The organism is Stenotrophomonas sp. STEN030, from assembly GCF_056759995.1.
Window position 1 is genome coordinate 61,954 of record NZ_JBRREB010000006.1, and the last position, 20,599, is coordinate 82,552.

Annotated in this window: 16 protein-coding genes and 1 tRNA gene; 5 read left to right on the forward strand and 12 right to left on the reverse strand. The window is 61.5% G+C overall.

The window, feature by feature from the left end; genetic code table 11:
• Positions 1-14 precede the first annotated feature (14 nt).
• From ACVOLR_RS03300 to ACVOLR_RS03320, 5 genes are all read right to left on the reverse strand, one after another.
• Positions 15-932 (reverse strand): glycosyltransferase family 2 protein, encoded by a 918-nt coding sequence (locus tag ACVOLR_RS03300; RefSeq protein WP_481535165.1) that lies wholly within the window; start codon positions 930-932, stop codon positions 15-17.
• Positions 929-1,876, reverse strand: coding sequence for a UDP-glucuronic acid decarboxylase family protein (locus ACVOLR_RS03305; RefSeq protein WP_481535166.1), 948 nt, complete (start codon positions 1,874-1,876; stop codon positions 929-931). Before ACVOLR_RS03305 ends, ACVOLR_RS03300 begins: the two co-directional genes overlap by 4 nt.
• 116 nt (positions 1,877-1,992) lie before the next feature.
• The gene (locus ACVOLR_RS03310; RefSeq protein WP_481535167.1) at positions 1,993-2,907 is read right to left on the reverse strand and encodes a glycosyltransferase family 2 protein; all 915 of its coding nucleotides are present in this window, start codon (positions 2,905-2,907) and stop codon (positions 1,993-1,995) included.
• Positions 2,904-4,100, reverse strand: coding sequence for an O-antigen ligase family protein (locus tag ACVOLR_RS03315; RefSeq protein WP_481535168.1), 1,197 nt, complete (start codon positions 4,098-4,100; stop codon positions 2,904-2,906). Before ACVOLR_RS03315 ends, ACVOLR_RS03310 begins: the two co-directional genes overlap by 4 nt.
• Positions 4,101-4,397: 297 nt before the next feature.
• Positions 4,398-5,222, reverse strand: a complete 825-nt coding sequence (locus tag ACVOLR_RS03320) for a glycosyltransferase family 2 protein (RefSeq protein WP_481535169.1) — start codon at positions 5,220-5,222, stop codon at positions 4,398-4,400.
• Positions 5,223-5,324: 102 nt separating this feature from the next.
• On the opposite strand from ACVOLR_RS03320, the gene ACVOLR_RS03325 reads away from it, so the two are divergent.
• Positions 5,325-6,356 carry a CDP-glycerol glycerophosphotransferase family protein gene (locus ACVOLR_RS03325; protein ID WP_481535170.1) on the forward strand — a complete coding sequence of 344 codons (1,032 nt, stop codon included), beginning with the start codon at positions 5,325-5,327 and terminating at the stop codon, positions 6,354-6,356.
• A 45-nt stretch (positions 6,357-6,401) separates the two neighbouring features.
• Here ACVOLR_RS03325 and ACVOLR_RS03330 read toward each other — a convergent pair whose 3' ends face one another.
• From ACVOLR_RS03330 to ACVOLR_RS03345, 4 genes are all read right to left on the reverse strand, one after another.
• On the reverse strand, positions 6,402-7,907 hold the full coding sequence (locus tag ACVOLR_RS03330) for a PH domain-containing protein (RefSeq protein WP_481535209.1): 1,506 nt from the start codon (positions 7,905-7,907) through the stop codon (positions 6,402-6,404).
• 5 nt (positions 7,908-7,912) lie between these two features.
• Entirely contained in the window at positions 7,913-8,419 is a 507-nt protein-coding gene (locus ACVOLR_RS03335) for a PH domain-containing protein (protein ID WP_481535171.1), read from the reverse strand.
• 209 nt (positions 8,420-8,628) lie between these two features.
• Positions 8,629-9,750 carry a GTP cyclohydrolase II RibA gene (gene ribA, locus ACVOLR_RS03340; RefSeq protein ID WP_481535172.1) on the reverse strand — a complete coding sequence of 374 codons (1,122 nt, stop codon included), beginning with the start codon at positions 9,748-9,750 and terminating at the stop codon, positions 8,629-8,631.
• A 74-nt stretch (positions 9,751-9,824) separates the two neighbouring features.
• Positions 9,825-10,745, reverse strand: coding sequence for a lauroyl acyltransferase (locus ACVOLR_RS03345; RefSeq protein ID WP_481535173.1), 921 nt, complete (start codon positions 10,743-10,745; stop codon positions 9,825-9,827).
• A gap of 63 nt (positions 10,746-10,808) precedes the next feature.
• Here ACVOLR_RS03345 and dtd point away from each other — a divergent pair, with 63 nt between their 5' ends.
• Both dtd and rpoD read left to right on the forward strand, forming a co-directional pair.
• Positions 10,809-11,249 (forward strand): D-aminoacyl-tRNA deacylase, encoded by a 441-nt coding sequence (gene dtd / locus ACVOLR_RS03350; RefSeq protein ID WP_481535174.1) that lies wholly within the window; start codon positions 10,809-10,811, stop codon positions 11,247-11,249.
• Between the two features lie 93 nt (positions 11,250-11,342).
• Entirely contained in the window at positions 11,343-13,190 is a 1,848-nt protein-coding gene (gene rpoD / locus ACVOLR_RS03355; RefSeq protein WP_481535175.1) for an RNA polymerase sigma factor RpoD, read from the forward strand.
• 415 nt (positions 13,191-13,605) lie between these two features.
• Here the strand turns inward: rpoD and ACVOLR_RS03360 are convergent, their stop codons facing one another.
• Positions 13,606-16,641 carry a TonB-dependent receptor gene (locus ACVOLR_RS03360; protein WP_481535176.1) on the reverse strand — a complete coding sequence of 1,012 codons (3,036 nt, stop codon included), beginning with the start codon at positions 16,639-16,641 and terminating at the stop codon, positions 13,606-13,608.
• Positions 16,642-17,353: 712 nt separating this feature from the next.
• On the opposite strand from ACVOLR_RS03360, the gene ACVOLR_RS03365 reads away from it, so the two are divergent.
• Positions 17,354-17,429, forward strand: a tRNA-Ile gene (locus tag ACVOLR_RS03365).
• A 24-nt stretch (positions 17,430-17,453) separates the two neighbouring features.
• Here ACVOLR_RS03365 and ACVOLR_RS03370 read toward each other — a convergent pair.
• Both ACVOLR_RS03370 and ACVOLR_RS03375 read right to left on the reverse strand, forming a co-directional pair.
• Positions 17,454-17,705: a hypothetical protein gene (locus ACVOLR_RS03370; RefSeq protein WP_481535177.1), complete on the reverse strand. Its 252-nt coding sequence runs from the start codon at positions 17,703-17,705 to the stop codon at positions 17,454-17,456.
• A 265-nt stretch (positions 17,706-17,970) separates the two neighbouring features.
• Entirely contained in the window at positions 17,971-19,083 is a 1,113-nt protein-coding gene (locus ACVOLR_RS03375; RefSeq protein ID WP_481535178.1) for an alpha/beta fold hydrolase, read from the reverse strand.
• Between the two features lie 701 nt (positions 19,084-19,784).
• Between ACVOLR_RS03375 and ACVOLR_RS03380 the strand changes: the two genes are divergently transcribed.
• The gene (locus ACVOLR_RS03380) at positions 19,785-20,579 is read left to right on the forward strand and encodes a DUF4198 domain-containing protein (RefSeq protein WP_481535179.1); all 795 of its coding nucleotides are present in this window, start codon (positions 19,785-19,787) and stop codon (positions 20,577-20,579) included.
• Positions 20,580-20,599: the final 20 nt, after the last annotated feature.

The following is a 20,599-nucleotide window of genomic DNA, read 5'->3' on the forward strand; positions in this document are numbered from 1 at the left end:
GGGGACGCTGCTGTTCAGCGGCGGCCTGACCGGTGTCCAGCCAGGATGCTGATGGCTCTTTCATAGCGCTTCCACCAGGGCGCATCCCCGCGCAGTGCCAGGCTGGCGTAGCGACGACGCTCTTTGCGGCTTGGCTGGGGTTTGGTGCGGTACTCATATTTGCTCAAGCTGCAACAGCCATCGTCCAGCCCACTGCGCGCGGCGTACACGCGGACAATGCCATAGTTGCGCAGCCCGTTGCGGTACAGGCTGGTCGGCTCACGGCGGGTTGCCCACCAGCCATTGTTGCCATGGGTGCGGTATTCCACGCAGGCGGTGGGCAGATAGTACTTGCGGGCGCCGAGGATGCTGGCGCCGTGCACAACGCAGGCATCAGCGCAGAGCTTCCACTGACGGCGGAAGCTGTGCGGCAGGTCGAGTACGTTCTCGGCCCATGCCCGGCGCAGGCTCAGGGCCGAGGTGGGGGCGCCATACCAAGGCACCAGGAAGTAGGTGCTTACTGCCGTATAGCCCAGGTCGATGGGCTGCTGGCTGTCTTCGTAGCGGATGTCCAGGTTGTCGATGCCGAAGGTCTGCAGGTCACTGAAGACGAAGTCGATATCGCGGCGGGCGTCGTACACCGCGCCGATCTTTTCCAGGTATTCCGGCTTCCAGCGGTCATCGGCGTCGAGGAAGCAGATCACATCAGCGTTGGCAGCGGCCACGCCACGTTGAAACGCGGCCAGCTGTCCTTCGTTTTCGCCAAACAACAGCGTCACCCGGGCATCGTCACCGTAGTGCTGGCGCAGTAGTTCTGGCGAGCCATCGGTCGAGCCGTCATCCACCACCAGGATCTGTGCGGCCGCGCGGGTCTGGGCCAGCGCGCTGTCGATCGTCTCGCAGACGAACTTGGCGTAGTTGTAGTTGGTGATGACGACAGCGAACGTGGTCACGCCTTATCCTCGGCCAGCAGCTTGCGGAAGTAGGCGATGGTTTCCTTCAGGCCGTCTTCCAGGGCGACCTTGGGCTCCCAGCCCAGTTTTTCACGGGCAAGGGAGATGTCCGGCTGGCGTTGGCGCGGATCATCGGAGGGAAGCGGCCGATACACCAGGCGCGAGCGCCCGCCGACCAGTCGCAGGACCATTTCGGCCAACTCCAGCATGGTGAACTCGCCGGGATTGCCGATATTGATCGGCCCGGTAAAGCCGTGCTCGGTGTCCATCGTCCGCAGCATCGCTTCAATCAGGTCATCCACATAGCAGAAGCTACGGGTCTGGCTGCCATCGCCGAAAATGGTGATGTCTTCGCCGCGCAGGGCCTGCACGATGAAATTGCTCACCACGCGGCCGTCGTTGGGGTGCATGCGCGGGCCGTAGGTGTTGAAGATGCGCACGACCTTGATGTCCAGCGCGTGCTGGCGGTGGTAGTCGAAGAACAGCGTTTCGGCGCAGCGCTTGCCTTCGTCATAGCAGCTACGGATGCCGATCGGATTGACCCGGCCCCAATAGCCTTCCTGCTGTGGGTGCACTTCCGGATCGCCATAGACCTCGCTGGTGGAGGCCTGCAGGATGCGCGCGTTCACACGCTTGGCCAGGCCCAGCATATTGATCGCGCCGTGCACCGAGGTCTTGGTCGTCTGTACCGGATCGTGCTGGTAATGCACCGGGGAGGCCGGGCAGGCGAGGTTGAAGATGCGTTGCACTTCCACATACAGCGGGAAGGTGACGTCGTGCCGCATCAGCTCGAAATTGGGCAGGTTCAGCAGGTGCGCGATATTGCGCTTGCTGCCGGTGAAGTAGTTGTCCACGCACAGGACATCATGCCCCTGCTGGATCAGCCGATCGCATAAATGGGAACCAAGAAACCCCGCACCACCTGTGACCAGGACGCGTTGCATGAAGAACTCTCGTAAGGAAAGGATAGGGCGGGCATGGGCGTTTGCTACCCAGCTGGCTGGCCCCATTCTGCCACGATCTGTACCCTTAGTTGGGCTGCAACTGTGCTGGAAACGTGCTATCTGTCGGCGGGCGTTACCGCGGGCTTGCCCCTTCCTGGTACCAGGTTCAGTCCCAGGGCCGCGGAAAATGCTGCTGCTCCCCAAGCGGCCCACTTGATTACATCGCGCCGACGCAGCAGCAGGCTGTATACGACCACCGCCGGCAGCATGGCGGCCATCAGCTTGGCAAGATGCATGCGTCCTGCGCCATTGCCCATGTAGCGGCGTATGGCGATCTGGCGCGAGCGTGCATAGTGAAAGCGCTTGATGAAGTCGGTGCGCATGCTGGGGGCGGAGGAGGCACCGCCTTTGTGGAAGGCGCGTGCGGCCGGCTGCAGCAGGCATTGATGGCCGGCCTGGGCCATCCGCAGGCACAGGTCGTCGTCTTCGTAGTACAGGAAGAATGCTTCGTCAAAGCCGCCGATCTCGCGGAACGCAACGGTTCGCAGCAGCTGGCAACAACCATGGATCCATTCTGCGGCAGTGACCTTGTCCGGCACCGTGCAGGAGCTGTCCGCGCCGGGTCTGAAGAAGGCCTTGCGATGCGATATCTGTGGGATCGTTTCGCTGCGCCAGTTCTGTGGGCCGATCACGCCGGCCTGTGGGTGCTGCTGCATGCAGTCCAGCAGGCACTGCAGGTCTTCCGGGGCGATGAAGCAATCGGGATTGAGCAGTAATGCGAACGGCGTCTGCACCGCCGCCATCGCCTGGTTGTTGGCCGCACCGTAACCTGCGTTGGTGCTACGGCTGATGGCGCGCGCATGCGGGATAAGCTGGGCAATGCGTGCGGCGCTGTCGTCGCTGCTGCCATTGTCGATGATGATGACATGAGGGAACGGGGCCAAGGTGTTGGCCATCGTCTCCATCAGAGCCGAACTGTTGTAGGTGACGCAGACAATGGTCACCTCATCAAACGACGTGTTGGGCTTCATGACGTGGATTCGCGCTCTCTAGCCAGGCCGTACCAGGGGAAGCTGCCCATTGGGATGCAGGCCATCAACAGAATGAATACATGGCGATGGGTGAAATTGCTCCAAAGCCCATTTGCCAGGCCGGCGGCGACATAGACGATGAGGATGCTGACAAAGATACCTTTTTGCGGATCACGCAGTTTGCTTGCGTGGGTTGCGAAAGCCAGCAGCAAGGTGGCGAAAAGCAGCAGGCCGACCACGCCTTCCTCGGTCAGGATCAGTAGTGCTTCCTGGTGCGGGTGGCCGGTGATGAACGGTTCCGAGCCTGGGATGCTGCGCATCTGCTCCAGGTAGAGCGGCTCCCACTGGTTCAGGCCGTGCCCAAAAACCGGTGCGTCGGCGATCATCGGCAGGGTTTGCTGCCACAGCCATAAGCGGATGCCGCTGGAGGTAGCTTCCTGACTGACCAGGTAGCCATCGATTTCTTCGCTGATCGAGCTGATCATGCGTTCGCGGATGCTGGGTGTCGACCACAGTGCGGTGATGGTGACGACCGCCAGCGCTGCGCTGACGAACAACATGCGCCATCCGCTGAGCCGATGAGATACCAAGCGGTAGATCCAGTACCCGAGCAGTGGCAGCAAGACGATGTAGGTGGTTCTGCTCTGGATCAGCATGGTCGCATTGCACAGCACGATCGCGGCGCCGAGTAATGCCGCGATACGCCAACGCCGATCCGGGCTGTTCAGGCCCACGGCCACCAGCATCGACATCAGGATCAGGCTGGCCAACCCCTGTTGGGTGTATTCCTTGAAAACGGTGTTGCGCATGGACGCCTGGATTTCAGCCACCTCCCGCTGCGGCACCAAGCCAAACTGCATCAGATAGGAAATCAGCACCACCAGGCCTGCGGCCGCCGCAAAGGCGGCAAGCGCGCGCCAGCGCCAGCGCGAATCACGTAGCAGGCTGGCGATGAGTGCAGGGTATACACAGCCCCAGATGGCGGTGTCGCGAAAGGCCGGGTCGCCACGGCTGATCCATGCGTGCAGCGCGCTGGCGAACAGTGCGCCGAACCACACCAGGAAGCCGATAACCACCGGCTCGCGCAGCGCTGCCCGCCAGCGTGCCAGTACATCTGTGCCGGCAAGCGAGCACAGCAGGCTCAATCCGATGAGGATGTTGGTAGCGGGTTTGTTGATGGGTGCAGCAAACAACGTGAATACCGCACACCATTGTCCAACCGTCAGCAGTCGGGTGCGGAGCCCCTGTAGCAACGGGAGGGATTGGACCGAAGACAAATGATTCACGTAAGGGATCACACCGGTGGGGCGTGGAAACGCCGCTGGGAAGGTGGCAGTGACAGCGGGACGGCCACCGGATAACCAGTCTGAATCTCAGTCGGTAGAACAAATAATTCTAGCTGTGTGAACCTGCATCTTCAACGAACACAATGCCCTGCACATGACACCTGCTGGCGAGGGTTCAGGAAGCGTTTGCGCGTTTGCGCAGCGCTATTTGCTGTTGCTATCGGCTGGCGGGACCACCAGCGGCTGCCCGTTCTGCAGCAGCCACAGCATGATGGTCTTCTGACGCACGTAGTTGGCGCTGACGAAAGCCTCGATCAGGCCCGGCCAGCCATCCAAAAAGCCGCGTTTGACCACGTAGCTGCGGATGAAGCGCCAGCTCGGGGCGATGATCAGCTTGCCCAGGCTGGCACGCTTGCCTTTGCCGAACTCATGCTCGGCCATCATCCGCGCGTATTTCTGCTTCTTGTCCAGCAACTGCAGGAAGCTGCGGTAGGGATGATGCAGCAGGTCGCCCTTGAGCAGCGCGGCCGGGCCATCCAGGGTGACTGCCTCGTGGATCTCGCGATCGCCGCGCCAGCCGCCTTGGCGGCGGTCGAACAGGCGCAGCACCCGATCCGGGTAGGCGGTGCCATGGCGCAGGAAACGGCCGAAGTATTCCGAGCAGCGCGCGAAGCGGTAGCCGACGGCGCGGCCGAAGCCGGCGTCACGTTCGGCTTCGATGGCGGCGCGCAGTTCCGGGTTGACCCGTTCATCGGCATCCAGGCACAGCACCCAGTCGTGGCTGGCCTGTTCCACGCAGAACGCTTTCTGGCTGCGGAATCCGCTGAAAGCGCGTTGCACCACACGGGCATCGGCGGCTTCGGCCACGGCCACGGTGGCATCGGTTGAAAACGAATCCACCACCACGATCTCGTCGCAGAACGCCAGCGAGGCCAGGCAGTCGCCAATGCGGTCGGCTTCGTTGAAGGCGATGATGCAGGCCGACAGACGCGGGCGCTGGGTGGGCAGGGCGATGGTTGGGCTGGGCATGCGGCGTCTGGCACGGGGGATCGGGCCAAAGCCTAGCAGCGACGGCTTCCACTGGCGATGCGATAATTTCCGCATATCCGGGATATTCAGGAGTTCCCCACCGTGCCACGCCACTATCTGCTGTACGGGTCCGAGCGCTATGCGCTGGCCATCCTCCGCCCGCTGCAGGCGGCGATCCGCGCGCGTGGCGATGAGGCAGCATGGTTTTTCGATGGCCCGGGCGCGGAAGACCTGACCGCCGACGAAACCTTGCTGACCGTCGAGCAGGTGCGTGCATGGAACCCCTGCGCGGTGATCACCTCGTCCAACGCGGTGCCGCACTTCTTCCCCGGGGTGAAGGTCGAGACCTTCCATGGTTTTGACGCGGGCAAGCCGCGCCACATCTATATCCGTGGTTTTTTCGACCTGTATTGCACCACCGGCCCGCGCGATACCGCTGCGTTCTCGGAGCTGGCACAAAAGACCGGACATTTCTCGGTGGTTGAGACCGGTTTCCCGAAGATCGACCCGTTCATGAGCCAGCTCAAAGACGAGCCCGATCCGGTGCGCGAACCGCCGGTGATCCTGTACCACTCGACTTTCTCACCGTCCTGGAGTGCCGCTGGCATCCTGTACGACGAGATCAAGCGCCTGTCGCAGACTGGGGAATGGCGCTGGATCGTCACCTTCCATCCGAAGATGGACCCGGAAATCACCGCCAAGTACCGCGCGCTGGAAGGCCCTTACCTGCGCTTCGCCGATGACGACAACATCCTGGACCTGTTTCCGCAGGTGGACATGATGTGCTCGGACACTTCCTCGGCACTCAACGAGTTCCTGCTGACCTACAAGCCGGTGGTGACCTTCAAGAACCGCCGCCCCGGGCCGCAGCTGCTGGACATAGATGACCCGGCACAGTTTGAAGGTGCGATCCGTACCGCGCTGTCGCGGCCGCCGGAGCTGATGGCGGCAGTGCGCCAGTTTGCCGACCAGTTGCACCCTTACCGCGACGGCCAGTCCAGCGAGCGCATCCTGCAGGCCATTGATGATTTCATCGCCAAGGGCGGTCGCAACCGCAAGCCCAAGCCGCGCAACTGGTGGCGCAAGATCAAGCTGCGCAAACGCATTGGCTATTGGGGCCCGGCGCGGGTTTAGTCGCGCGAAGTGCTCATCCTCTCCCCTTGCGGGAGAGGTGATGCCTCACCAGCGCAGCTTGCGCCGCACCATCTCCCGCTCAAGCTGCGCCATCAACGCGCGCGCCTGGGCTTCTTCCAGAAATCGCAGCTGCAAGGCCGGTGCACCGCCTGCGCCAGCGGTATCCAGCGTCAGCGTAGCGGTGCCGAATTGCCGGTCCAGCGGTGAGCGATCCAGTCGCAGGGCCTGCAGCTTGTCCAGCTCAGCCACCCGCCACCAGCGGTTCCACCAGCCACCGCGGATGGCCACGCGCTGCGCATCGATGTTGTAACCGATGCGGCTTACCTGGCGATGTGCCTTCAGCGCAGACCATGGCAGCCAGAGCAGCGGCAGCAGGCCCCATGCAGTACGGGTTTCGTATACCAATAGTGCAGACAAGGCGCTCATCAACAGCAGCGCCGGCAGGCATAACCGCCACCAGCCACGGGTGCTGACCGGCAGCCATTGCGTGGGCGGCCACTGTAGCTGCGGCAGCAAGTGCTGCAACAGGCCGTCGCAGGTGGCCGGCGTTGCCAGCGGAGCCAGTTCCTTCAGTGCGCGCCCGTCCTGTTCCTGTTGCTGGCCGCCACTGGCGATATCCACGCGCAGCTGGCGGCGCTTGAACAACCGATGCAAGGCTCCTTCGCGCAAGGTCCATGCCTGGATGCGACGGCGCGCCACGCTGCTGCGCACGCGTGTGAACAGACCGCGTTCAACGGTAAGACGGCGGTCTGCCTCGCTCAGGCGGAAACCGTAGTACTGCACGATCGCCAGACCCACCGATAGCAGCCGCATCAGCACCAGTGCGAAGGCGAGCAGCAGAATGCCGGTGGCGACCATGGTCAGCGTGCCCAGCTGCAACTGGCTGGCATAGCCGAAGGCATGGCGGCCCTGTTCTTCGATGAAATCGGAGGTGGCCCGGCGCGGGAACAGCTGGTAAGCCGCACCGATTGCCGCCGCCACAACGACCATCGCGCGGTTGGAAATAAGCCCCTGCCGCACAAGCTCGGACAATGGCAGGCTCAGCAGCACGCCATCTGTGGGGGCGTCGGCCTGCTGCTCGGCTGTCGCTGCCTCGCTGCCGCCCTGACGGATCAGTCGCTCCAGCTCCAGCGCCTGTGCCAGTTTGAGCACGCGCATTTCCGCTTCGGGCTTGTCGCCGCCAGCCGATTCCAGTCGCAGCTCGGCCACGCCGAACATGCGGTGCAACAGATTCTGATGCACCACCACATTGTGGATGCGCGCGAACGGAATCTCGCGACGGGTGCGCTCGAAGATGCCGCTACGAATGCTCAGCGCATCGTTGCCGATGCGATAGCGGTAGCTCAGGTACTGCAACACCGCGCTGGCGACCAGCGCCACCACGATCGCGGCACTGATCCAGTGGTGGTAGGGCAGGTCGTCATCGCGGCGGCTGCCGAACACCAGCAAGGCAACCAGGGGCAGCAGGAACTGCTGCACCTGCTGCTGCAGGGCGAACAGCCACGACCACGGATGCAGTCGCTGCTCGTCGCTGGGGATGGGGGGCGGCAGTTCGCTCACAGTGCGTCGTCGTGATCGAGCTGGCGCGCCAAACGATCACGCAGGTGTTCGGCATCGGCATGTGCCAGCCCGGCCACGGCGACGGTGTTCATGCGGGTGCCGGCGGTATGCACGATCAGGGTCGCCAAGCCTGTCATGCGTTCCAGCGGACCACGGCGCAGATCCAGGTGCTGTACGCGCGACACTGGCACGTGGCTTTCGCTCTGCCACATATGGCCGCGGCGCACGCCAAGTGATTGCGCGTCCAGTCGCCAGAAGGTCAGTCGATGCCGACGCCAGCCGAACCAGGCGCCCAACAGGGCACCGACCACGGCAGCGGCCGGTGGGCCCGACAGCCAGTTGGATTGATCGGTAGCCAACATCGCCACCACGCAGGCGGCGCCGAACAGCAGGGCCATGCTCAGCGCCGAACCAGCGGCGGCGAACAGCGCGCCGCGTGGCGGCAGTGGCTGCCACTGGATGTCGTCCGGCAGCGGCGTATCGAAGGCAGGAGGTTCAGTCATGCGCAGACGATATAACGGCGGGGCCGTACAACGGTAGGTGGGGCGATCGATGTTGTGGGAGCGGCGTAAGCCGCGAAGCTGATGAAGTGGCGGGGCCGGGGAAGGCCTGCACTCGGGATTTCGCCGAGAGGCGCCATTGACGGCGCCGGATGTTGCAGTGGCTTCGCGGCTTACGCCGCTCCCACAAAAATTGGCAGGAATCGATGCCGTTACTGCGCCGCCATGATCAGCGCATCCACATCCAGATGGTGGCCGGCGCGTGCGGCCTTGGTGCGCAGGTACTGCTCGTTCTCGTGGGTGATCTCGCCGGTGACCGGTACGCAGCCAACCACTTCAATGCCGGCCTTGCGCAGATGCTGCACCTTGGTCGGGTTATTGGTCAGCAGTTGGATGCGCTGCACGCCGAGCGCGCGCAGCATGGCCACCGCGCTGCCATAGCGGCGTTCGTCGGCACCAAAGCCCAGCTGTGCATCGGCGTCGATGGTGTCCAGGCCTTCGTGCTGGTAGCCGTAGGCGCGCATTTTGGCGGCGATGCCGGTGCCACGGCCTTCCTGGTCCAGATACAGCAGGATGCCGCCGCCCAGCTCTTTGAGCGTGCGCAGGCCGCGCCGCAGCTGGTCGCCGCAATCGCATTTGAGCGAGCCGAACAGGTCGCCGGTAAGGCAGGAGGAATGCACGCGCACCGGCACGATGCCGCTCATGTCCGGATTGCCAACGATCACCGCAACCTGATCGCGCTGTGCCACGCCACCACGGAACACGGCGAACTCGCTCATGCCGACGTCACGCAGTGGCACTGGCGAGCGCGTCACCAGTTCGTAGTCCTGGCCGGCCTGGCCAGCACCCTCGTACAGGGCGGTGGTGTCCAGCTGCAGGCAGTCATCAAACGGGCTGCTTGTTGCATCCAGTTCCACTGAAATCATGGCCGGCAACAGCAAGCCCAGTCGCGCCACTTCCACCGTCGCGGCGTCCAGTGCATTGCCATTGGCTTGTGCATCGGTCGGCGCGACTGCATCGCGCAGGTAGGCCAGGGCTGGCAGCTCGGCAAACTCGCGGTCGGCCAGTGGCAGGTGGATGCCGTTGGCGGAGTTGATGCCCAGGGTCTGCGCGCGCGCTGCACTCAGGAACAGGTAATGGCGACCTTGCGCGGCCTCGGCAAAGGCGGCGTAGCCTTCCGGCGAACTGCTGTCCAGGGCAATGCTGGCCAGTCGCTGCTGACCATCGCTGATCACCACCGGGCGGCCGGCGCGGAGTTCGGCGGCGGCGCGCTCGCAGCGGATGGCGGCGGTCTGGCCGAAGTAGGACGGGCTGGTGGAAGCGAGGCTGTTCATTTGAAACCTTATGGGGGCCGTTGGCAGTCGAATCAATCGAGCGGCACGGGTGACGCAGTGTTGCAGCAGCAGGTTCAGTGCGGGTGACGGGCGGTGGCGTAAGGGTCGTGCTCACCGCTACCCGGTGGCCGCAGCGTGTAGCGCTTATAGGTCCACTGGTACTGCGCAGGATCGCGGCGGGCGATGCGCTCGATGCCGGCATTGAGGGTGGCGACGGCCAGTTGCAGATCCGGGTCGGCGATCTGGGCTTCGGCCGGTTCGATGTGCAGGGCGAAGTCCAGGTTGGGCCCGGTGCGCTCGCACCAGCCGTACAACAGGGTGGCGCCGGTGCGCTCGGCCAGGCGGTTGACCAGGGTCATGGTCAACGCTTGGATGCCGAAGAACGGCACGAACACGCCGTCGCCGTTCTTGGGCTGCTGGTCGGGCAGGATGCCGGTAGCGCCGCCATCCTTGAGTACCTTGAACAACTGCCGCACCGCCGGGCCTTCAGCACGCACCTGACGCACGTTGTCGCCGCCACGGCATAGCTGCAGGAATTCATCGCCCACCGGGTTCTCCGGCGGCGCGTAAACAATTGCGATCGGCCCACGCGAGGCCAGCCACTGATTCAGTAGTTCCCAGTTGCCGTAATGCGGGGCAATCACGATCACGCCCTTGCCCGACGCCAGCGCGGCGTCGTAGAGCTCCTGGCCGTGGCGTTCGCGCAGGTGGCGGGACAGGTTCTCGGCCGGGTCGTGGGTCCACAGATACAGGGTTTCCAGCGCCTGGCGGGCGGTGGTGCGCAGCACCTCGCGGTGCAGGCGCGCGCGCTGGTTCGCGTCCAGTTCCGGGTAGGTCAGTTCCAGGTTGCGGCGGGTCACCCGGCTCTCGCGGGCATTGATGCTGCGCCAGAGCCAGGCCACCGTGTCGGCCAGGGTCCGCTGCCAGGACCAGGGCAGGTGGGTCAGGGCGCAGGCGAGGCGGTAATAGAGCTTGGCGGTGGATTGCGGTTTCATTCCCCCAAGTTTAGCCGCTGGCGCCCGGTGCTATGGTGCCCGGCCCTACAGCAGGAGCTGCCAATGCTTTGCCTGATCCAACGTGTCACCCAGGCCTCGGTCACCGTCGACGATGCCGTGGTCGGGCAGATCGGCCCGGGCCTGCTTGCCCTGGTGGGGGTGGAGCCGGGCGACGATGAGGCGATGCTGTCGCGGATGGCGGACAGGCTGCTCGGATACCGGGTTTTCGCCGACGATGCCGGCAAGATGAACCGTTCCTTGCGCGATACTGGTGGTGGGCTGCTGCTGGTCAGCCAGTTCACCTTGGCTGCCGATACCCGTTCAGGCATGCGCCCGAGCTTCACCAGCGCGGCGCCGCCGGTCGAGGCTGAACGGCTTTTCAACCGATTGGTGGCTATCTGCCGTGAAAAACACAGCTCAGGGGTGGAAATCGGCCGCTTTGGTGCCCATATGGTTGTCAGCCTGATCAACGATGGGCCCGTAACCTTTCTGCTCAGACCGTAGCGCGCCGCGAACCCACCGCCCCGGCAAGCGCTATGCTGCGCTGGTATAATGCTAGGTTCCCATCTTCACAATCGCCGGTGGCGCGAGCATTACATGGCCAACGAACGTCCTGCCCAGCAAAACGACATCAAGCTTCTGATCAGCAAGGGCCTGGAACAGGGCTACCTGACCTACGCCGAAGTTAACGATCATCTGCCCGACGACATGGTCGATCCGGAGCAGATCGAAGACATCATCGGCCTGATCACCGGCATGGGCATCGATGTCCACGAAGTTGCCCCCGACGCCGACACGCTGATGCTCAGCGACGGCAACACCGGCAACCGTGAAGTCGATGATACCGCCGCTGAAGAAGCTGCTGCTGCACTTACCGCACTCGACACCGAAGGTGGCCGCACCACCGACCCGGTGCGCATGTACATGCGCGAAATGGGTACGGTCGAGCTGCTGACCCGCGAAGGCGAAATCGCCATCGCCAAGCGCATCGAAGAAGGCTTGGGCCAGGTGCAGGCTGCACTGGGCACCTTCCCGCTGGCCGTTGAGTCGGTGCTGGCCGATTACGAACTGCACAAGGAAGGCAAGAAGCGCCTGGCCGAAGTGATCGTCGGCTTCAACGACCTGGTCGAGGAAGCGCCGGCCCCGGCCGTTGCCGAAGACACCAGCGATGACGCTGCCGAAGACGGCGACGAAGAAGACGACGGCGACGACGTCGAAGAAGAAGCCGGCCCGACCGGTCCGGATCCGGTTGAAGTTGCCAATCGCATGGAGCAGCTGGCCAGCGACCTTGCCAAGTTCAAGAAGGCACACGCCAAGGGCGACACCAAGGCACAGGCCAAGCTGCGCGAAGAAATCTCGGCCACGTTCGTGACCTTGAAGCTGCCGCTGCCGCTGACCGACGTGCTGGTTCGCCTGCTGCGCGACACCATGGCGCAGGTCAAGTCGCAGGAGCGTCGTGTGCTGCACCTGGCCACCATCACTGCCCGCATGCCGCGTAAGGATTTCATCCGCTCGTGGGAAGGCAACCAGACGAATCTGGAGTGGGTGGAAGACGCGATCAAGCGTAAGCAGAAGTGGTCTTCGGCCCTGCGTGACGTCAAGGACCAGATCGTGTCCGAGCAGCAGGCCACCATCGACCTGGAAAAGAACACCCAGCTGAGCCTGGACGAGCTGAAGGAAATCAGCCGCGTCATGGCCTACGGCGAAGCCAAGGCGCGCAAGGCCAAGAAGGAAATGGTCGAGGCCAACCTGCGTCTGGTCATCTCCATTGCCAAGAAGTACACCAACCGCGGCCTGCAGTTCCTGGATCTGATCCAGGAGGGCAACATCGGCCTGATGAAGGCCGTCGACAAGTTCGAATACCGTCGCGGTTACAAGTTCTCGACCTATGCCACCTGGTGGATCCGCCAGGCGATCACCCGTTCGATCGCCGACCAGGCCCGCACCATCCGTATCCCGGTGCACATGATCGAGACGATCAACAAGTTGAACCGCATTTCCCGCCAGATGCTCCAGCAGTATGGCCGCGAGGCTACGCCGGAGGAGCTGGCCAAGGAAATGGACATGCCGGAAGACAAGATCCGCAAGGTGATGAAGATCGCCAAGGAGCCGATCTCGATGGAAACCCCGATCGGCGACGACGAGGATTCGCATCTGGGCGACTTCATCGAGGACACCAACGTGGAGTCCCCGATCGAGAACACCACCAACATCAACTTGTCGGAAACCGTGCGTGACGTGTTGGCTGGCCTCACTCCGAGGGAAGCCAAGGTGCTGCGCATGCGCTTCGGTATCGACATGAACACCGATCACACGCTGGAAGAAGTGGGCAAGCAGTTCGACGTGACCCGTGAACGTATCCGTCAGATCGAGGCCAAGGCGCTGCGCAAGCTGCGTCACCCGAGCCGTTCGGAGCAGCTGCGCAGCTTCCTCGACATCGAGTGAGTGGTGGCTTGCAAGTGATTGCTGGCGCGTAAGTGCCGGAATGAAAAACCCCGCCTTGGCGGGGTTTTTCTTTGGGGGCTGCGGCGGGCTGCGTAGGAGATCCAGCTATGACCTTGCCATGCGTGGGTTGTGCGCTGTAGAACCAGGATAAGTGCGGCGCGTCGTGGCGGCGTTTCGAACCAACAGCCCAAGGTGTGCCTGGCCGACTCGAGTCGAGGTAACGATAAGGCTGCACGGCTTGGGAGGGCGGCGTTGCCGCCACGGTTGGCGTTCTTTTTGACTGTCCGCAAAGTGCGTGGAGCGTGTTGAGTCTGGTGGCGATGCATCTGAAACAAAGAAAGCAGCCCTCAGGCCGCTTTCTTTGTTGAATTGATATCCAGAGCGGCACAGCTACTGATCTGGATACCGTGTTGGATCAGAAAGAGTAGCGCGCGCCAAGGTAAAAGCGACGTGGTTCGTTCCATGCCGAGTCTTCGCCATAGCCATAGGTGCCGCCGGAGACCAATCCCTCGGCCCCTGTCGCCGACTGTTTGTCGAGGATGTTGAAGATATCCAGGAAAAACTCGAGATTTCCGAACGGCAGGCCCCAGTTGTATTTCACCCGCGCATCCAAGGTGTAGCTTGACGGGCCTTCGTGGGCGCCTACCGAGCCCGGCAATACCCATGTGTCGTAGACACCGCCGTCGACGTACCCATCACCCATGACCGGCAGATAGCGCGAGCTTGCGAGCTGCGCGGTTGTATAGAGCGTGCCACTGTTCCAGTTGAATACGCCGCTTACTTCCAGGCCGTTGTCCCATGCATAGGAGGCCCAGCCTTTGAACTGGTGTTTGATGTTGCCAGCTTGTGGTCCATAAATGTTGGGCGCCCGCGGATCCAGTGCGACCACATCGCCTTGGAAGTCGGCGTTGCTGTCGGAGTTGGTGTTGCCCTTGGCGTCGTTGTAGGTGTATGAGACCGAGCCCTGCCAGTTGTCCTTTTTGAACTTCTGCAAGGTGACTTCGTAGCCCATGTATTTGCGCTTGCCGCCGGCTAGCGTGCCGATCACGTAGTTCGAATTCGGGGCGCTGCTGTAGCCGAAGTAGGAGAGTGGCAGGTAGTAGAGGGAGCCTGGAGCTGCCAAGCCGGCATTGCCTTCCGGGTCGTTGGGGTCCAGCGAGGCATCGGAGTACACCGCCAGGTCGTAGTCCTCCAGCAGGTTCTTTGTTACGCGCTTGGTGGCGGTGATGGTCAGGCTGAGGTCGTCACGGAACGTGGTGGAGAAGCCCAACATCATTTCGTCGGTGTATGGCGTCTTGGTGGATGGTGCGAACAGCGCATCCGGCTCTTTTTCGCCACCTCGTGTGCGGAACGTCAGCCACTGATCGCCCAGGTAGATCTGCTCTGCATAGCTGGGACCGGTCAAGTTGCCGGCAAAGTCGGAGATGTTGTTGCGGACCGGATCGTAGTAGCGCCCATAGTAGCCCCAGACCTTGCTACGCCCGTCACCGGACAGGTCATAGACCAAGCTCAGACGGGGGGCAAACTCCCAGTCAAACTTCGCCGATTCGCCTCCCTTGGAGTCGTAGTGCTTCCACTGCTCAGCACGCACGCCGGCGTTGACTGTCCACTGGTTCAGCGTCCAGGTGTCCTGCAGGTAGACGGTCTTGCCCTTGGAGCTGACGGTGTAAGGCGCCGTCTGGGTTTCGGTGATGCGATAGTTGTTGATGTAGCCGCCAGGGTTGCCTGCGGTGCCGGTCATCCTGTGGGCGCCAAGTTCTGCCGTCGATACGGTGCCATCGCCATCGGTGTCAAGCAGGCCAACGAAGTAGGCCCTGTTGGCACTCTCATCGATGCTGTCGATGATGCGGCCGTAGTCGGTTATCACGATCGGACGCGTGGTCCAGGCATTGCCGGCGGCGTTGTTGACCGCTTCGTCCAAGGTCAGCCCGCTGTACTGGTTGTCGATGGAGGTGTAGCGCGATTTGTCACCGTTGTAGATGGTGCTTTCGAAGTACTCGTTCTTCGTGCTGGTGACGCCCAGTTTGAAACTGTGAGAACCGTAGGAGGTGTCCAGCCAGTATTCGACGCTGGCGCCAAATTCGTCGCGGTTGCGTTCGGTTTCCACGTCATAGCCCAAGCCGCCGATATTGCGCTGCGAGAGAGAGGCCTGAGCGGATGAACGGAATGCAATGGTATTTGTCGCTGATGCATCTGCTGCCGAGTCGGAAAGTTCGCCTTCGTGACGGAAGCCATAGGCATTCAGGCGGAGCTTTTCCCAATCATGGCTGTATTCGAACTTGTAGTTGTCGCCGCCCTGCTTGCGCGAATAGTCGCGATTGTTCAGCGTGCTGGCGCCTGTGGCGCCTGTGGTGCCGGTGATGTCGGTGGGGTCGTTGAAGAATGTGCCGGTCAAACGATCATTCTCGGTGATCTGCCAAGTGGCCTTGAAGAACGCATAGTCGGCGTCGCTTTCCGTGGTGCGCATGAACTCGCCAGTCTGCGCATTGACCACATCGGTCTCGCGGTACTTCTTCTGGTAGGACGCGAAGAACCAGAGTTTGTCCTGCAGGATTGGGCCGCCAAGGGTGAAGGCAGTGTCGTAGGTCGAGAAACCCGAGGATGTGTTGTGCTTGTTGTCTGCGACCAGGCTGTCGTTCTGCATGTAGTAGTTCAGCGAGCCATGCCAGTCGTTGGAGCCGGATTTGGTGACCACCTTGGCGATCAGTCCGGAACCACCGGCATACTCAGCCGGTACGCCACCGGTAATGACCTGCTGTTCCTGGATGATTTCCGAGTTGAAATTGGCGCCGAACGTACCCGTCGAAGGATCGGTGACGTCCACGCCGTCCAGCATGTAGACATTGTCGGTCGAGCTGCCGGTCGTGCCGCCGATATCGGAATAATTCACACCCGACTTGGATGATGGATTGCCGCTGGCGCTGGGCTTCACTCCAGGCACCAACTGCAGGTAGCTCTGGTAGCTGCGGCCAGTCGGTAGCGACTCAACCTGCTCCAGGGTCAGCACGCTACTCACGGTCGCCGAGGTGGTATCGATCGCAGCCAGCGCGGTGCCGGTTACCGTAACGGTGTCCAGGTTGGTGGCGTCGGCGGAGGATGCTGCAACCTTGCTCAACTTGTAGCCGATGCTCAATTCCTTGCCACTCACCACTGCGACATTGGCAGCAGTGAAATCATTGTGGCCAGGTGCTTCGATCTGAATGGTGTAGTTGGTTGCCGGGTCCAAGCCAGTGAGGCGGAGGCGACCAGTCGAATCGGTGATGCCTGTCTTTGAAACCAGGCTGTCAGGCGAACTTACCTTCACGGTTGCGCCCACCAGTGGTTGACCGCCACCGTCGTTGATGACGATGCGCAAGCCACCAGTGTCTGCACAGGCCGCGCCGACGAAGCACATGCAAAGAGCAACACTCAGTGTTTTTTTGCGGAGTTGACGCAAGTAGATTCGTTTCAAGAAGTTCACTCCCCTGGAAAAGAATAGTGAGCGAGGCCGCGCTATGGGGCGCGGGAAGCGATGTGCGCTGGATCTTAAGACGGCGCCAACATTATTTGTGTGCATCAACAGACACTTCGTTTGGAGATTTTTTCCTTTCAATCATCAAACTGCCTGTCTCCTGGAGGCTGGACTGTGCAACGGAGGATTGGACTGAAGCCCGTAAGCAACTTGTGCGCTGAGGGATGGGATGTTGAAACGCAACGATGCGAAAACACGTTGCGCAGGAAGAGCACTGCGTTGTTGCGTGCATCCATTGGTTGCCTGTGCGCCGTGAGACCAAGCAGGCGCCAAGCTGGGTTTGTATGCGATGGACTAGTGCCCATCATCGACAGGGGTACTTATACAAGCCATGGCGGCGACTGGGTGCCATCAGAACAGCTCGCTCTTCCTGCAACCGCCAGGGGCAGGATAGGTGCAGATTTTTCGGCGTCCCTAGGTCTTCAGTAGCGCGCTAGAACGGTCTTTGCTCATCTTGTGCTGTACCCCGCGTGGGCTCTTGCAGAACCAGTAGCCTCCATCGCCATCCAAATGTCGGTTGAATGGAAGACACGGGCCCATCGGAACGGTACACTCACGCCGCTTCGATGCGTGATGTGATGGATACTCGCTGAGGCAAGCCCGTTCACCGGGGTTGCGCTGGGTCTCCAAGAATCGGCTTGAAGCCTTTGCAGGGCCTATAGCTCAACGGTTAGAGCAGAGGACTCATAATCCTTTGGTTCCAGGTTCGAATCCTGGTGGGCCCACCACTAAACGCCTTACGGCTCAACGGTTTATCCGTTTTGCTTCTTGGTGATGTTGGAGGCTCCTGAAAAATGTCCCGAGAAATCGGGCATTTTTGCGGCTTCCACGACTGGAACGTCGTGATCATGGGAGTCGAGCATTCTCTCGTCCTTATGATCGCTGCTTTGTTGCTTGTCGGCTCTGTCTCCCGGCGTGTCGGTGATGCCGCGGTACGTGAGGTCGTGCGGGCTGAATCGCTTGGCTTCTGCGATGACGCCGTCGCTCATCGCAGCGGTGATCATCTTCTGCCAGGCCTGTATTTAGGCCGTCTTTCGTCAGCTGGTCGCCGGTCTCGGCGATGAAATAGAGCGCTGCTCATGCTTGAGCGGCGCGAGGCGCGCACTGTTGTGGTCCCATGCAAGGGTCTTTGCACGCGCAATGCCTTGGCTTCATCCCATGCCGCCCGTAGCTCAGGAGTCCAGCGCGCGATCTTGTCTTGGCTCCCGAGGTCGTCCCAACAAAGGCTGGCTCTGTCCAGAAAAACCCGGGAACTCCAGTCATCGGCGCTTAGTAATCGGGAAGGTCGCTTCCTGCCAGTGGGCGCACGTCTTGAACAAGATGCACCAGCACTCGTCCCGGCTCTTCGGTTGCAATCATGTGGGCTGAATTTTCAAACCACACTATTTTTTTGAAGGGCGCGTCGACCTTTGGCAGCCAAGATGCGACGTTCTCGGAGGGCGTCGTATTGTCATGGCGACCCGCGAAAATGATGATCGGCGTATCGAACCTGGTGAAACCGGTCATGTCCAGCTTTGCCTCTTGAGGAAGAAGAGACTTCAGCGACATGGCCGTTCCGCTGTCGATGGCCTCTATGTCCTTGTCCGAATATTCGGGAGACAATTCGATTGCATTGCCGTACCAGCCCTGCGAGCTCCTGCCGGCAGCCAGTCCTCCATAGTGCCCCGACCATTTCCTGAGCACACGGACCTTTTCCAGCGGCGTACTGCCGTCCACATTCGGATATGGGGCGATGGCCTCAAGTTCCTTGGTGGCCTGTGTGTTCCCTGCCTCTCGCGCAAACTGCAGTGTATTGGCGTATCCGACACGCTCATTGTCGTGACCGTTCAGCAGCTGACCTTCGCCCACGTACGCGTAGAGCCACTCTGGATGGCGCTTGGCCAAGCTCAGCCCGAGCACGCTGCCCCAGGAATGTCCGAGCACAAACACTTTCTTCTTGTCGTAGTGCTTTTGCAGATACTGCACTACCTCGCCAGCGTCAGAGATCATGCGCTCAATGGTCAATGTTGGTTCGACCAACTTGGCATCATTGGACGCGTGTGTCTTTCCTGCACCTCGCTGATCCCATTGAACTACCGTGAAGTAGTCTTCCCAGCCGGCTTGATATACCCAGCCCAGGGGCATTTCCACAGAACCAGGCCCCCCGTGGATGACCAGCAGGATTGGGTTTTGGCGGTCGCGTCCGCGAACGCTGATCCATTGCTTTATGCCCCCGATCGGAATCTCAAGCTGCTCTTGAACGCCATTGGGCGACACAATCTTCTGAATATCACCGATTGCAGCCCTCACTTCTTCCCGCGTATATCGCTGGCCTTCTTCAGCCAAAGCGGAGGAGGAGTAGCAAAGAATTGATGCAGCCAAAGCGAACACAATGTGTTTCATTATTCGAGCCGATCCCTTTTTTTAACGAACTGTACAGCAATCACAGGCGAGTCATCTCAGCTTCGCTGCACTTCAACGTTTGATCGTGAGAGGCTCGAATTTTGTCCAGAGAGTCGCTTGCGATGGAGGCCGTCAGGGCCTTGAGCCTAGGATAGATATTGGTTTGTTTGACTTCACACATGCGTACCACGAATTGGATAAGGCCAGCGCTTCAGTGGCTGTGTTGATCACGAGGTATCTCCATTCTGCTGATCGGCCGGTGCTTTATAACGGGCTGCTTTTTCCGACAGAAAGTCTTGCGCTCCTCGCGCACCAGCTTGGAGAGTTGTAAGCAAGGCGTGCTGCATCAGCGGTGATGCGGCAGCCAGGAGCGGTTGCAACCTGGAACAGCAGCAATTACCTGCCCAGTGATAGTCGAACTGCAGTTGGTCGAACCTTGGAATCTTTTGGCTGCTCGCGCGACCGTGCCTGATGCAACTCCTGCAGGGCTACATCTGCCTGAACTCCTTGGCGCGGCGCACGAACAACGCGAACCTATTGTTGCGGCAGTGGTTGCCGTTGCCTCGACTCTGGACCTTGGTCGGCCACTAGAAGCTTGGCAAGCGGCATCGATCCCGATCAGATGGTATTGCGAATCATTCGCAATTAATTTAACGTATCGCCCGCCGGCATCGCGCCGGCCCTTTCCATGAGACCCGTCGATGAACCTCCGTCCTTTGGCCTGCCTGCTGCTGGCCGCTGCGGTACTGCCTGCCCAGGCGCATACGCCGTACCTCGCCCCGGCAACCTTCAAGGTGCAGCCGACCAGCACGGTTACCCTCGATGCCAGCTTCGCCGAGCATTTTTTCGTGCCCGAAGTGGTGTTCGACAACAGCGAGTTCGTCGTCACCGATCCCGATGGCGTGCAGCATGCGCCCGATGTGGTGCAGCGACTGAAGACCCGTGCCGTGGTTGAGCAGACCCTGCCGGGCAAGAAGGGCACGTACCGCTTCTCTACCGGCAACCGCCTTGGCGCGGTGTTCCGCACCTGGGAAGTGGATGGTCGCAAGGAAAGCAGCCGTGATCCGGCCAAGCCGCTGCCGGCCGGTGCAGTCATGCTCTCGCATTACCAGAGCTTGTCGCGCTCGGAGGTCTACCTGACAGCCGGTGAGCCGACCCGGCAAGCCTTGGCGCCGTATGGCAAGGGTCTGGAACTGGTGCCGGTGACCCATCCATCGGACCTGTACGTCGGTGAGCAGTTCGCATTCGAGGTGCATTACGACGGCAAGCCGTTGCCGGCACAGAAGGTGGAAATCCACGCCGCACGCGGTGATGACGAGATCCAGCCGGCTCCGGTCGAGCTGACCACCGATGCTGCCGGCAAGGCCTCGTTCGCCTTGCGGGAGCGGGGCACCTATCTGGCCCTGATCCGCTACCGCGGGCCGGCGCCGGCCGGGGCTGCCGCGCCGGAGTACGGCAACAACTACACGCTCAGCTTCCGCGTGCTCGAACCCTAAGCCGCTTTCCAACTGGGATA